The organism is Flavobacterium sp. P1_E4, from assembly GCF_056405915.1.
In genome coordinates this window covers 116,568-130,895 of record NZ_JBFUBE010000001.1, presented here as the reverse complement: position 1 = coordinate 130,895, position 14,328 = coordinate 116,568, and the positions used below count along the sequence as shown (strand labels likewise).

General features: G+C 35.0%; 13 protein-coding genes. 10 read left to right on the top strand and 3 right to left on the bottom strand.

Annotated elements, in window-relative coordinates:
• Positions 1–7 precede the first annotated feature (7 nt).
• From AC1DY0_RS00645 to AC1DY0_RS00615, 7 genes are all read left to right on the top strand, one after another.
• Positions 8–1,486: a RagB/SusD family nutrient uptake outer membrane protein gene (locus tag AC1DY0_RS00645; protein WP_477186760.1), complete on the top strand. Its 1,479-nt coding sequence runs from the start codon at positions 8–10 to the stop codon at positions 1,484–1,486.
• 12 nt (positions 1,487–1,498) lie between these two features.
• Positions 1,499–3,118, top strand: coding sequence for a carbohydrate binding domain-containing protein (locus tag AC1DY0_RS00640; RefSeq protein ID WP_477186759.1), 1,620 nt, complete (start codon positions 1,499–1,501; stop codon positions 3,116–3,118).
• Between the two features lie 12 nt (positions 3,119–3,130).
• Positions 3,131–4,777, top strand: coding sequence for a glycoside hydrolase family 16 protein (locus AC1DY0_RS00635; RefSeq protein ID WP_477186758.1), 1,647 nt, complete (start codon positions 3,131–3,133; stop codon positions 4,775–4,777).
• Between the two features lie 127 nt (positions 4,778–4,904).
• Positions 4,905–7,139: a beta-glucosidase BglX gene (bglX, locus tag AC1DY0_RS00630; protein ID WP_477186977.1), complete on the top strand. Its 2,235-nt coding sequence runs from the start codon at positions 4,905–4,907 to the stop codon at positions 7,137–7,139.
• 6 nt (positions 7,140–7,145) lie between these two features.
• Complete coding sequence (locus AC1DY0_RS00625) at positions 7,146–7,901, top strand: glycoside hydrolase family 16 protein (RefSeq protein ID WP_477186757.1); 756 nt, start codon at positions 7,146–7,148, stop codon at positions 7,899–7,901.
• Between the two features lie 392 nt (positions 7,902–8,293).
• Positions 8,294–8,878 carry an RNA polymerase sigma factor gene (locus AC1DY0_RS00620; protein ID WP_477186756.1) on the top strand — a complete coding sequence of 195 codons (585 nt, stop codon included), beginning with the start codon at positions 8,294–8,296 and terminating at the stop codon, positions 8,876–8,878.
• A gap of 52 nt (positions 8,879–8,930) precedes the next feature.
• Positions 8,931–9,074, top strand: a complete 144-nt coding sequence (locus tag AC1DY0_RS00615) for a hypothetical protein (RefSeq protein ID WP_477186755.1) — start codon at positions 8,931–8,933, stop codon at positions 9,072–9,074.
• A 106-nt stretch (positions 9,075–9,180) separates the two neighbouring features.
• Here AC1DY0_RS00615 and AC1DY0_RS00610 read toward each other — a convergent pair whose 3' ends face one another.
• The gene (locus AC1DY0_RS00610) at positions 9,181–9,831 is read right to left on the bottom strand and encodes an endonuclease III domain-containing protein (protein WP_477186754.1); all 651 of its coding nucleotides are present in this window, start codon (positions 9,829–9,831) and stop codon (positions 9,181–9,183) included.
• A gap of 150 nt (positions 9,832–9,981) precedes the next feature.
• Between AC1DY0_RS00610 and bcp the strand changes: the two genes are divergently transcribed.
• A complete protein-coding gene (gene bcp / locus AC1DY0_RS00605; protein WP_477186753.1) occupies positions 9,982–10,434 on the top strand; it encodes a thioredoxin-dependent thiol peroxidase in 453 nt (150 codons plus the stop codon).
• 286 nt (positions 10,435–10,720) lie between these two features.
• Here bcp and AC1DY0_RS00600 read toward each other — a convergent pair whose 3' ends face one another.
• Complete coding sequence (locus tag AC1DY0_RS00600) at positions 10,721–12,181, bottom strand: TonB-dependent receptor (protein ID WP_477186752.1); 1,461 nt, start codon at positions 12,179–12,181, stop codon at positions 10,721–10,723.
• Positions 12,182–12,280: 99 nt separating this feature from the next.
• Here AC1DY0_RS00600 and AC1DY0_RS00595 point away from each other — a divergent pair, with 99 nt between their 5' ends.
• Together AC1DY0_RS00595 and AC1DY0_RS00590 are read left to right on the top strand one after the other, a co-directional pair.
• Complete coding sequence (locus tag AC1DY0_RS00595; protein ID WP_477186751.1) at positions 12,281–13,045, top strand: MBL fold metallo-hydrolase; 765 nt, start codon at positions 12,281–12,283, stop codon at positions 13,043–13,045.
• Positions 13,046–13,052: 7 nt separating this feature from the next.
• Positions 13,053–13,553 (top strand): hypothetical protein, encoded by a 501-nt coding sequence (locus AC1DY0_RS00590; protein ID WP_477186750.1) that lies wholly within the window; start codon positions 13,053–13,055, stop codon positions 13,551–13,553.
• A gap of 102 nt (positions 13,554–13,655) precedes the next feature.
• Here AC1DY0_RS00590 and AC1DY0_RS00585 read toward each other — a convergent pair whose 3' ends face one another.
• The gene (locus AC1DY0_RS00585; RefSeq protein WP_477186749.1) at positions 13,656–14,303 is read right to left on the bottom strand and encodes an alpha/beta hydrolase; all 648 of its coding nucleotides are present in this window, start codon (positions 14,301–14,303) and stop codon (positions 13,656–13,658) included.
• Positions 14,304–14,328: the final 25 nt, after the last annotated feature.

Genomic DNA, 14,328 nt, shown 5'->3' with positions numbered 1-14,328 from the left:
CATTATTATGAAAAAGTATATATATATTGCAATTGCAAGTATTGGTATCTTCTCTCTTACCACTATATCGTGCTCCGATGAGTTTGTAAATCGTGAGCCGAAATACTCAATTGATTCAGAGAATTATTTTAATTCGAAGACAGATTACGAAAATGCATTAGTGGCTGCATATGATCTGCTACAGTCTTCTTATGTGAATGTTTTGTTAGGGGAAATAGCCTCTGATAATACCTTAGCAGGTGGAGAAAGTGCCACAGATGTACCCGGTTTTCAGCAAATTGACGACATGACGCATACTCAGGTAAATGATAATCTTAAGAATATTTGGGATTGGATGTTTGCTGGTGTTCAAAGAACAAATTACATTTTGGAGTTTAAAGATAAAACCGATTTTGAAGGGAAAAACCAAATTATTGGTGAAGCTCGTTTTCTTAGAGCCTATTATCATTTTGAATTGGTAAAATGGTTTGGTGGAATTCCAATGAAAGGGGATAAAAGATTTGCTCCAGGGGATGAAACTTCAATACCTCGTTCTTCAGCTGCGGAAGTGTATGCATCAATCGAAGCCGATTTAATTTATGCTGCCGACAATTTATCACCTACAGCATCACAAACTGGAAGAGCTACCAAAGGAGCTGCTCTTGCATTGTTAGGAAAAGCTTATCTGTATGATAATAAATTTCCAGAAGCTGCTGCAGTTTTGAGACAGGTAATTACTTCTTCAAAATATTCTTTGGTTTCTGACTACGCTTCTATTTTTGAAATGGCAGGAGAAAATGGATCCGAATCTATTTTCGAAGTACAATATACAGATGTAAAAGGAGGTAGTTTTACTTGTTTGCAATGTGTTGACGGTAATGTAGCAGTAGGATTTAGCGGAATAAGAGGCTATGAAGGACCAAAATACACTTCTGGTTTTAGTTTTAATGTACCAACTAAAGAGACCTATAATGCTTTTGAAGTGGGAGATACAAGATTAGATGCTTCTCTGCTAGACATTGCTGCTTGGGCAGCTGCTAATAATGCTACTTATGGTAAAGGAAATGAAGATACGGGATATTTTAATCAAAAATACTTGCCAAGAAAAAGAAGTTCTGATGCCCAAGGTGATTTGAATTTAACCAATCCAAATAATTACAGGTCTATACGTTATGCTGATGTATTATTAATGGCTGCTGAAGCTTTGAATAGAGGGGGTATAAACGATACTGAAGCTTTAGGCTATTTGAATCAAGTGAGAGATCGTGCTTTTGGAGATACTAATCATAGAATATCTTCGGTTGGAACTGCTTTAACAGATGCAATTTGGAAAGAAAGAAGAGTTGAATTTGTTGGAGAAGGTTTCCGTTTCTTCGATTTAGTCCGTACAGGGAAAGCGGCAGGAGCTATCAGTGGATTCACAGCAGGCAAAAATGAATTATTCCCAATTCCTTTACAGGAAATTCAATTTTCAAACGGTAATTGGAGTCAAAATCCTGGATATTAAAAAACTATTATTATGAGAAAAATACATTTTATTATAAGTCTTTTTGTTCTTGCAATCACTTTTGGTTGTACTGATGACAATAGTTCGGTTGATTTGGATGCTGCTGCAGCTCCAACTAATATCTCTGCATTAACTACGGTTACGCAGGATAATACAGGTAAAGTAACTTTTTTACCAAAAGGGGAAGGTGTTACTCAATATGAAATATACTTTGGAGATGATACAACAGAACCTGCATTTGTAAATCCAGGAGAAACTGTCTCTCATGTTTATAAAGAAGGAGTATATCAGTCTAAAATAGTGGGTACTACTTTAAATGGAAAAAGAACAGAAGTAACCCAAGAAGTAGTGGTTTCTTTTAAATCACCAGAAAATTTAGTAGTGGTTATTACAAATGATCTGACAGTGTCCAAAAAAGTTACAGTGACAGCAACAGCTGATTTTGCTTTATTCTATGATGTTTATTTTGGAGAAGAGGGTAAACCAGATCCTATTTCTGTAAATAATGGAGAATCTGTTTCTTATGTTTATCAAGAGGCAGGAGTTTATAAAATCCGAGTGGTTTCCAAAAGTGCTGCAATTAAAACTACTGAATATACAGAGGATTTTACGGTTACTTTGGTTAGTAAACCTAGTGCATCGGCTCCAATACAACCTAATAGACAGGCAGGTGATGTGATTTCAATTTATAGTTCAAAATATACAAATATTGCTGGTACTAATTTTAATCCAAATTGGGGACAATCAGGCACTTATGCTGAGTTTGATTTGAATGGAGATAAAATGCTTAATTATATAAAACTAAGTTATCAAGGAATTGATATTGGTTCCTCTGTAGACGCTTCAGCTATGGAAACTCTTCATATTGATATTTGGTCTGCTGATAATATGTCAATCGACATCTATCCGCTTCCAAATGGAGTAAAACCAGCAGATGAAAGGTTTGTTAGAAAAGCATTGGTGCCAAATCAATGGAATAGTTTTGACATTCCACTATCTGATTTTACAAGCCAAGGTTTACCGTTAAATGATTTAAAACAGTTTAAGTTTGTTGGAAGTCCTTCGGGAGCTGGGACTGTTTTTATAGATAATATTTATTTCTATAAAGCGCCTTCACAATTGATCCAGTTACCTATTGATTCTGAATCTGCTACATTGACTTACACTTGGAGTGGTTTTGGTGATGCAAATTTTGGACCAATTCCTGCAGCTGTAATTGCTAATCCTGAAAAATCAGGAATAAATATATCTGATAAAGTAATTAAAATCGAAAAGCCATCAGGTGCTCAAGTATGGGCTGGTGCTAGTTTGAATTTGGATTCTTCGGTTGATTTTTCAAAAGGGACAACTGTAAAAGTTTCTGTTTGGTCTCCAAAAGCGGGAGCTAAAATATTATACAAAATGGAAGTTTCAACCTCTCCAAAAGATGGGAATGGGAATCCAACTGTTTTTGTAGAAGTAGAGGCGACTTCAACAGTTGCCAATGCATGGGAAGTTTTAACTTTTGATCTTACCAGTTCTGCTGCTTTCAATACAGCTAATTTGTATGATAGAGTGATATTATTTCCAGATTTCGGAGTAAATGGAACAGGTTCGGTCTATTACTTTGATGATATTAAACAATCCAACTAAAAATTACGGAACATGAAAAAAATACTTATAAATATAGCGGCCCTTTTTAGTTTACTATTAATGGTCAACTGCCAAGAGGATAATTTTTCTTTTGGGTCATTAGACGCTCCTTCAAATCTCCAGATTACGGTAGATATTGTTGGAAAAACAGCAGATGCTCCAAACGGGGACGGTTCTGGAAAAGTAAAGTTTACTGCTACAGCTGATAATGCGATTTCATATAAATATGTTTATGGAGATGGAATTACTCAGAATTCCCCTGGAGGCGTGACAGAACATGCTTTTACAACTGTTGGAGTAAATACTTATACTGTTACTGTAATTGCTTCTGGTAAAGGTGGTATTACTACCAATACTACTGTAGATGTAACGGTGCTAAGCAATTTTAGCGATGAAAAATCAACACAAATGCTTACAGGTGGGACTGCTACTGGGAAAAAATGGTATTTGGCTGCTGCCGAAAAAGGACATCTTGGTGTAGGACCAAATAGTAATAATGCAGGCGAGAATTATTTTCCATTATGGTATCAAGCAGCTCCATTTGAAAAATCGGCCACTTGTTTCTACGATGGCGATTATACTTTTGCATTAGTAGATGGTAAAATAGAATTTAAACAGGATAATAAAGGAAACACTTTTTTCCATAACTCATACAAGAGTGTTGCTGGTGGAACTAATGGAGGAGACGATGCTTGTCTTCCTTACAATACTGCTGGAACTAAGATAGTAGCTTTAAGCCCTTCAACCTCCTTTGTTTCTCAAAACCCCGATGCTGCAAAAGAAACGACAGGAACAGTGATGAACTTTTCTGATGGAGGTTTTATGGGTTATTATGCTGGTGCAACGCAATATGAGATTATGTCACTTACCGAAAATAGAATGGTAGTGCGATTTGTTCAAGCCAATAATACTGCACTGGCTTGGTATCAAACGTTTACAACTTCTGTTCCAGCTGCTGAGGATACTACTGACTATACCAACTTGGTTTGGTCTGATGAATTCAATACTGATGGCGCTCCTGATCCTGCAAAATGGACTTATGATCTTGGTGCCAGTGGATGGGGTAATAGTGAAAAACAGAATTATACTAATCTTGCCAAAAATGCAAAAGTTCTTGGAGGGAGCCTTATAATCACTGCTATTAAAGAAGCTTCTGGAGGGGCAGAATATTCTTCTGCCAGAATCAAAACTCAAGGATTGTATGATTTCAAGTATGGTAAAATTGAGATGAGAGCCAAAATGCCAACGGGTGCTGGAACTTGGCCCGCTTTTTGGTCACTTGGTGCTGGAGCTGGAAGTTGGCCAGCTATTGGAGAAATTGATTTCATGGAATTTGTTGGAGCAAAACCATTGCAGACTCAATCGGCTTTGCATTATCCAGGTCATTCAGGTGGAGATGCACCATTTAAAACAACTGTTATTGCAAATGCTGCTTCAGAGTTTCATATCTATAAAACCATCTGGTCACCTAAAACGATTCGATTCTATCTAGATGGAGCTTTGTACTTCACTTTTGACAATTCGGATACTACATTACCATTTCGCAATAATTTCTTTATGATTTTGAATGTGGCTATGGGAGGTTCTCTAGGTGGAGCTATCGATCCTGCTTTTACAGAATCTTCTATGGAGGTTGATTATGTGAAAGTATTTCAATAAATTTTTGAATTAGTAATTGGGAATAAGAAGATTGGGTACTATTCAATCTTCTTATTTTTTTAAATTGTAAGTTATGATACAAATAATTAGAAAATCCTATTTGCTTTTAGCTGTTGGATTCTTAGGTATGGGGGTAGTTCAAGCTCAAGTAAATTCTAAAAACACCATTTCTTTGGATAAAAAAGTAGAAACACTTTTGAAGAAAATGACTCTTGAAGAAAAAGTTGGGCAGCTTAACCAATACAATGGTTTTTGGGATGTAACAGGTCCAACTCCAAAAGAAGGATTGGCAGCCAAGAAATATGAAGATCTCAAAAAAGGGTTGGTAGGTTCTATGCTAAATGTAAAAGGGGTAAAAGATGTAAGAGCCTTGCAGAAAATTGCTGTTGAACAAACCCGATTGGGGATTCCACTTCTTTTTGGTTTTGATGTCATTCATGGATATAAAACCATTAGCCCAATACCGCTTGCAGAATCGGCCAGTTGGGATTTGGATGCTATTCGAAAATCTGCTGAGATGGCTGCGGATGAAGCTTCATCAGTAGGAATAAACTGGACGTTTGCCCCTATGGTAGATGTGTCCCGTGATGCGCGTTGGGGACGTGTGATGGAAGGAGCAGGGGAAGATACTTATTTAGGAAGCCGTATAGCCGAAGCCCGTGTCAAAGGCTTTCAGGGCGATTTAAGTTCCAATAAAAATATTTTGGCTTGCGCCAAACATTTTGCAGCTTATGCTTTTGCTGAATCAGGTAGAGATTATAATACTGTGGATGTTGGAGAATCTACCTTGCAGAATGTTGTTTTTCCTCCTTTTAAAGCTGCTTTGGATGCTGGAGTTCGAACATTTATGAATTCCTTTAACGAACTCGACGGAATTCCTGCTACAGGAAATAAATACCTGCAAAGACAAATTCTAAAAGGAGATTGGAAGTTTCAAGGTTTTGTGGTTTCTGATTGGGGTTCAATAGGCGAAATGAAAGCTCATGGATATGCTAAAGATGAAAAACAAGCAGCTGAATTAGCTATAAATGCAGGTTCGGATATGGATATGGAATCCAGCGCTTATGTAGATTATTTGGCTCAATTGGTTAGAGAAGGAAAAGTAAAAGAAACTACTGTTGATGATGCAGTTCGAAGAATATTAAGAGTTAAATTTGAATTGGGTTTATTTGAAAACCCATATAAATACTGTGATGAAGCAAGAGAGTTGGCTACTGTTGGAAAACCAGAATTCCAAAAGGAAGTTTTGGATATGGCCAAAAAATCGATTGTGTTGTTGAAAAATAGTAATGAGTTATTGCCCTTAAAAAAGTCGGGGCAAAAATTAGCTTTGATTGGTGCGTTGGCAAATGATAAAACAAGTCCGCTTGGGAGTTGGAGAATTGCTGCCGATGATAATACTGCAGTTTCTGTTTTAGAAGGATTACAAGCCTATAAAGGGAATCAGTTGACATATGCTAAAGGTGCTGATGTTGTTTTGGGATCGCCAAAATTTATATTCGAAACCAAAATAAATACAACCGATAAATCTGGGTTTGAGGAAGCTTTGATTGTCGCCAAAAATGCAGATGTTGTTATAATGGTTTTAGGAGAATATGGTTTACAATCCGGTGAGGGTAGAAGCAGAACTGATTTGGGTTTACCAGGCGTTCAACAAGAATTGTTAGAAGCTGTATATAAAGTGAATCCTAATATTGTCTTGGTTTTGAATAATGGACGTCCTTTAATAATTCCTTGGGCAGAAGAACATATTCCTGCTATTGTTGAAGCTTGGCAATTAGGGACCCAAAGTGGGAATGCTATTGCCCAAGTCCTTTATGGAGATTACAATCCAAGTGGAAAATTACCTATGACTTTTCCTAGAAACGTAGCTCAAATACCTATTTATTACAATCATAAAAATACTGGAAGGCCAGTGATGAATGAGCCTGAAAGCGTTTTTTGGTCTCATTATATCGATGAGAAAAATACACCATTATATCCTTTTGGCTTTGGTTTGAGTTATTCGAAATTTGAATATTCAGATTTGAAATTATCATCTCAATATTTTTCAAAAGATGGTAAAATAGAAGTTTCAGTTTCAATAAAAAACACAGGTAAAGTAGTTGGAAAGGAAGTAGTTCAATTGTATATCAGAGATTTAATAGGAAGTGTCACTCGACCAGTTTTGGAATTGAAAGGGTTTGAAATGATTGAATTACAACCAGATGAAGTTAAGAAAGTGACTTTTGTTATTAATGAAAAAACTATCGAGTTTTTTACTGCAAATTCTAAATGGGAAGCCGAAGCAGGGGATTTTAAAGTCTTTGTAGGAGGGAATTCTGTAGAGACATTAAAAGGCGATTTTCAATTTGTAAAATAAAATAATATGAATAAATTAATGGTAATCTTGCTATTATGCGGGACTGTATTTGGACAACAAACCAAACGTAAATTGGTTTGGGAAGAGAATTTCGACGGTGAAACTTTAAATGATAAAGTTTGGAATATCGAAATTGGTGATGGTTGTCCCAATTGTGGTTGGGGAAATAATGAGCGACAGTTGTACACCGATCAAAATCATAGAATAGAAAAGGGAAATTTAATTATTACCGCCAAAAAGGATGGTGATAAATATACGTCTACCCGAATCAATACCAAAAGTAAAAAAGAATTTCAATATGGGCGTCTTGAAGCTAGAGCCAAATTACCTTTGGGTCATGGTTTGTGGCCTGCTTTCTGGATGCTAGGCTCTAATTTTAAAGAAGTGGGTTGGCCAAAATGTGGTGAAATTGATATTTTGGAATACATAGGTCGAGAACCTCACACGGTTTTTACAACTTTGCATACGCAAGACAGTCACGGAAATTCCATTAATACCAAGAAAACGGCGATACACAATATTGAAGAAGGTTTTCATCTCTATGCAATAGAATGGACTAAAGACAAAATCGATTTTTTTGTAGATAAAGATTTGGTTTATACTTTCCAGCCAACAGTCAAAAATGAAGATACGTGGCCTTTTAATAAACCTTTTTATTTTTTGGTTAATATGGCAATTGGTGGTAATTTTGGTGGACCAGCTGTTGATGACACAGTATTTCCACAAGAATTTATTGTCGATTATATTAAAGTTTATCAGTAAAACATAAAATAGGAGTTTAAAATTTTACTATTTTAACTTAAATAAAGCATTCCATCCTGCAAGGTCACTAAGACCTTGTAGGTATAATCTTCTGCTCCTTTATATTGATAAGATAATGTATTCTTATCCTTTTTTATTCTATGTTTTCTGAATATAGAGCCTATAATGATGTATTACAGATATTTATTGTTTTTGTATTTAGATTGTGATTGCCTTGCAAGAAGTGTTTTAAAATGAAAAAAATAACATTTATCATTTTTTTTCTTGCTACTTTTGATAATTATTTGTTAAATTTGACAAATAATTAACCTAAATAACCTCCATAAGCCTATCGCATAGAACTACTTTTTAGAAGATTCCCCGAAAACTAACAAATCTAAAAAGAAATTGCTATGGCAAATTTACAACAATCTGATGCTTTATTAGTAAAGGATTATATGGCTGGTGACGAAAACTCCTTGGCTGTATTAATCAAAAGACATGAATCTAAAATTTATGGATTCATCTATTCTAAAGTAGCCGATAGAGAGGTTTCAAATGATATCTTTCAAGATACTTTCATCAAAGTTATTAAAACTTTGAAAACTCAATCATATAACGAAGAAGGTAAGTTTTTACCTTGGGTAATGAGGATTGCACACAATTTAATAATTGATTTTTATAGAAAATCAAAAAAAATGCCACTCTTCAGAGAAACTGAAGAATTTTCTATTTTTTCTATAATGTCTGATGATTCCCTTACAGTTGAAAACCAAATTATTGCCGATCAAGTTGAGGTTGATATTCGTAGATTAGTTGAAGAGCTTCCCTTAGATCAAAAAGAAGTTTTGATGATGCGTATGTATCAAGATATGAGTTTCAAGGAAATTTCTGAAACAACTGGAGTGAGTATCAATACAGCCTTGGGCAGAATGCGATATGCTATAATGAATTTGCGAAAAATTATTGACAAACATCAAATTGTTTTGACAAATTGATAATAAATAGATAATTCTCCCGTTGTAGTATAAAATAAAATTTATACTTCATATGGAAAAGAATTACTCTAAAGCATTGAAAATTTCTAAAAAAATGAAACCGGATAAAGAAGTGGTGTCTTTATTATTAAATTACTCTAAAGCATTAAAAATAGTGAAAATAGAGGGTAAGGTTTTTGAAATTATAGTCAATTAATCAGCTTCATGATAAGAAGATAATTCAAGTTTCGCAATGTTGGCTTGAATAACAAGTTTCACTAATTTCTTTATGAGATTAGTGAAATTTATTATTTATGGCCAAATTACTTTTTGGTAAATTCACTCAAAACTGATTTTCGACCTACAGTTTTAGTGATAATGTCTTTCTCCAAATTCCATCCTCTTGCTGGAGAATACTCTCGTCCGTACCAAATAATCTGAAGGTGTAAGTCGTTCCATAATTCTTCTGGGAAAATACGTTTGGCATCTTTTTCGGTTTGAACTACATTTTTGCCATTTGTCAAATTCCATCGATACATCAATCTGTGGATGTGTGTATCAACCGGAAACGCCGGAACTCCAAAAGCTTGAGACATCACCACACTGGCTGTTTTATGTCCTACTGCGGGTAATTCTTCCAGATATTCGAAACTTTGTGGTACTTGCCCATTGTGTTTCTCAATCAAAATTTGCGACAAACCATGAATTCCTTTCGATTTCATAGGTGATAAACCACAAGGGCGAATGATTTCCTTAATTTCTTCCACCGACATTTTAATCATATCATATGGATTGTCTGCTTTGGCAAAAAGTAATGGTGTGATTTGATTCACGCGGACATCCGTGCATTGGGCTGAAAGCAAAACTGCAATCAATAATGTATAAGGGTCTTTATGGTCTAGCGGAATTGGGATAGTAGGGTATAGTTCATTCAACGTATTTATAACAAATGTTATGCGTTCCTGTTTGGTCATTTTTTGAGTTGCTGAGTTACTAAGAATCTAAGTTTCTAAATTTTTTACTGAATGTAAAAATAGTATTATTTAGTTTTTGAATAGAATTATGAATGCTATTTTTTTCAAAACTTAGTACCTTAGCCACTTAGTAATTTAGTATCTAAAAATATGACTACATTAAAAAAAGGGGATCAAGCACCAAAATTTTCAGGAGTAGACCAAGATGGGAAATCACATCAACTAGCCGATTATGTGGGCAAAAAGTTAGTGGTTTTCTTTTATCCAAAAGCTTCTACTCCGGGTTGCACAACTGAGGCTTGTGATTTAAGAGATAATTTCGAGCGTTTTAAAGCCAATAATTATGAACTTTTGGGTGTAAGTGCCGATAGTGCAAAAGCACAAGCCAAGTTCAGGGATAAATACGAACTACCTTTTCCGTTATTGGCAGACGAGGATAAGTCTGTAATCAATGCCTTTGGAGTTTGGGGACCAAAAAAGTTTATGGGAAGAGAATATGACGGAATTCACAGAACAACCTTTGTAATTGACGAAAATGGAATCATTGACGAAGTAATTTCGGAGGTGAAAACTAAAGTCCACGCTGATCAAATATTGAAATAAAAATGTTTTTTGAAATGCTTTCTTTGGTTATTATTTATAAATATCAAAAGGTGTCGTTTTATCTGAAGTTCTTGCTACCGCGTGAGTGATGGGAGCAAGTTACCTTGTAACGTGGACAGCACGACAGCATTAGGGAAAGGGGGCGAATAAGCGTTACTATGAGTTGCCCCCTTTTTCTAATGGTGGCACGCCCAAACGAGCTTTGGAAAATTCTCTTTTAAAACAAAAAAAATCCAAGAAGAACAATTTGTCTTTCTTGGATTTTTCTGTTTTGAATAATGTAATTTTAATTACTCGCTTCCAGAAGCGAATTGGGATGATATCCAAAAAGATGTTTTTCTTTAATGATTTCTGGAACTCCTGGTGGTAACATTTCTTCCCAACCTGGTTTTCCTGCACCGATCATTTTCAATACTTCACGAGAGAATACCTCTAATATTTCAGGATTGTAATCCTCAATGTCAACTACTTTTCCGTTGAATTTAAAGAATTTGTATAATTCTTTCATTCTAGGATGAACTTTTAAGTTTTTGGAAGTTATGATTTCTCCTTCTTCGCCCATCATTGGGTACAAGAAAACCTTCATGTCGCGATAGAATAATTTTCCAAAGGCTTCCAATATTCCTCCGCTCAAATGACGGTAATATTTCTCGTCAAATATATCGACTAAGTTGTTAACTCCCATTGCAAGACCCATTCTGGCTTTGGTATAATTAGAAAAATATTCGACAACTTTATAGTATTCCTGGAAATTGGATATCATTACGGTTTGTCCCAAAGAGCAAAGCAATTCGGCACGATCCATAAAGTCTCTTTCGTCAATTTCACCATCGGAACGTAAATTAGATAATGTAATTTCGAAAATTACCAATGTGTTTTCTTTCTCTACTTTGTTTTCTTCCAAAAACATTTTTAGAGACTGTTTGTACATATCCATATTTACCTTGGTAACCGGACGGAAACTTCCTCTGAAAGCAAGTATGTTTTTCTTGTACAAAATGGCTGCAGGCAATACATTTTTTCCTTCAGGATTGAACATTACCGCATCGGTCATTCCATTTTTTACCAATTGTAAACTCATCAATCGATTGTCTACATCAGCAAAACGGGGACCTGAGAAATTGATGGTGTCAATTTCCAGTTGGTCTTTGTCTAAGTGATCATATAAGTAACGCAGTAATTTTTTAGGGTCATTGTATTTATAGAAAGCACCATAAATTAAATTAACTCCCAATACGCCTAAAGTTTCTTGTTGTAATCTAGAATCGGTTTCTTTGAAACGGATATGGATAATAATTTCGTTATAATCTTCATTAGGATCCAATTGGTATCTGATTCCAACCCAACCGTGACCTTTAAATTGTTTTGCAAAATCTATTGTGGCAACTGTATTGGCATAACTGAAAAACATTTTATTAGGATGTTTTGTTCTGCTTAGTCTCTCTTCAATTAGTTCACCTTCAAAGGTAAGCATCTTTTTAAGGCGGCTTTCGGTTACATATCGACCGTCTTCTTCAATTCCATAAACTGCATCACTAAAGTCTTTATCATAGGCAGACATTGCTTTTGCGATTGTTCCCGATGATCCACCTGATCTAAAAAAATGTCTCACTGTTTCTTGACCAGCCCCAATTTCAGCAAAAGTTCCGTATATATTTTCATTTAAATTGATACGAAGTGCTTTATCCTTTAAAGAAGGAATTTGCTCAATAACTTTGTCCCCTTTTAGTTTTATTTTGGCTTCCATTTTTTTTTATTTAAATTCGGCGATTATGTTACAAAGTTAACTAATTCGGCTTCTAATGAAAGAGAATTAATCCTATTTTTGTAAAAAAAAGAAAGACAATTGAAGGTATATTTTTTAGGTACAGGTACGTCTCAAGGAATTCCAATTATAGGGAGTGATCATGAAGTTTGTAAAAGCACTGATTTTAAGGATAAAAGGCTCCGAGTTTCGGCTTGGATCACGTGGGAAGGTCATTCGTACGTTATCGATTGCGGACCTGATTTCAGGCAACAAATGTTGGCGTCCAATTGCAGAAAAATAGATGGTATCTTATTTACGCACGAACATGCCGATCATACGGCTGGTTTGGACGATATTCGCCCCTTCAATTATAAGCAGGGAGAGATTCCGATTTATGCCCATAAACGAGTACTTGCCAATATTGAAAAGCGATTCGACTACATTTTTGAAACTGAAAATAAATATCCTGGATCTCCCTCGGTAAAGACTATTGAAATATTTAACGAAGTTCCTTTTCCGATAGGTAACAAGATGGCTATTCCAATAACTGTAATGCACGGAAATCTCCAGGTTTTTGGGTTTAGAATTGATGATTTTGCCTATTTAACGGATGTGAAGACCATTGAAGAGGCCGAAATAGATAAATTGAGAGGTCTTAAAGTATTGGTGGTAAATGCTTTGCGCGAAGAACCTCATAATACACATTTTAATTTGCAGGAAGCCCTCGATTTTATAGCTTTGCTGAAACCCGAAAAAGCATATCTTACACATATCAGTCACATGCTCGGTTTTCACGAAGTCGTTCAAAAAAGATTGCCAGAAAATGTTTTCCTGGCTTACGATAATTTAGAAATTACAATTTAATCAACAAATGAAAAAATCATTACTCCTTTACGCTTTAATTTTGTCTTTAGTTTTTAATATTTATACCTATATGTATTTAAGTAAAGAGGTGACTTTTGAGCAAGAAAAATACACAAAAACGACTACCAAATTAAAAGATAGTCTACAGTCTGTTACCAATAAACTATCAGATGCCAATTATTTTTCATTGGAAAAAAATGAAAATGCCCAAAATTATTTCGAATCGGCTAAGTCGGATAAAATTAGAAATTTTGAGACCTTAATTCCTTACGTGACGGGACAGTTATTGGATTTGAATGCTAATCCAAAAGGGAATCCTTACACAGGACAGGAACAATTGGGAGCTACTAAGTTTTCAATTAATAAAGTAAAAGTGTTGAACCACCGTTGGATAATCGCTGATTACAGCGACGGAGAATATTGGGGCGAAGTATTGTTGAAATATTTTATCAACGATGACGAAAGCGTTTCTTTTGAAGTAAATCAGTCTTTTTTATATCAAAAGTAAAAGTCAGTATTAAGTGTTTAGTGGTCAGTTTTTTAGTATTCAGTTAATAGCTGACTACTAAAAAACTGACCACTTTTTTATAAATTTCTACAGAACAGATTACTAATTTTCAACAAGCCAATTCTTAAAATCAAAAAAGTTTTGTGGAGCAACTCCATGGCCTACAGGATATTCTTTATAGGTTACAGCAACATTTAATTTCTCTAAAAGTGCAGGTGTTTTTCTAGCCCAATCTACAGGGATTACCTGATCTACTGTTCCGTGGGATGCAAATATTTTTAGTTTGCTTAGGTTATTTTTTAAGTAATCTTCGGCTACGATTTCTAAATTGATATAACCGCTCATCGCTACCACTTTATTCACTTTTTCTGGATATGAAAGCGCCACTGCATAACTCAAAATTGAACCCTGACTAAAACCAATTAGGTTAGCATCATTGGCATCAATAGGATAATTGGCAACCAATTCATCAATAAAATTAGCAATTACATCTCTAGAAATTCGAGCTTGATCGTTATCGGAGAATTTATTTTGATCAGCATCAAAATTAATAGCATACCAAGCATAACTTCCATATTGCAAATCGTAAGGAGCACGGGCGGAGATAATATAATATTCGTTTTGCAATTCGCTTGCAAATGAAAATAAATCTGCTTCGTTACTGCCATATCCGTGAAGCAATAATAATAATGGATTTTTGTCGAGAATGACTTTTGGTTCTCTTATTTTATATTCTAAGGATAGATTCATTTTTTATATTTTGGTATTCAGAATT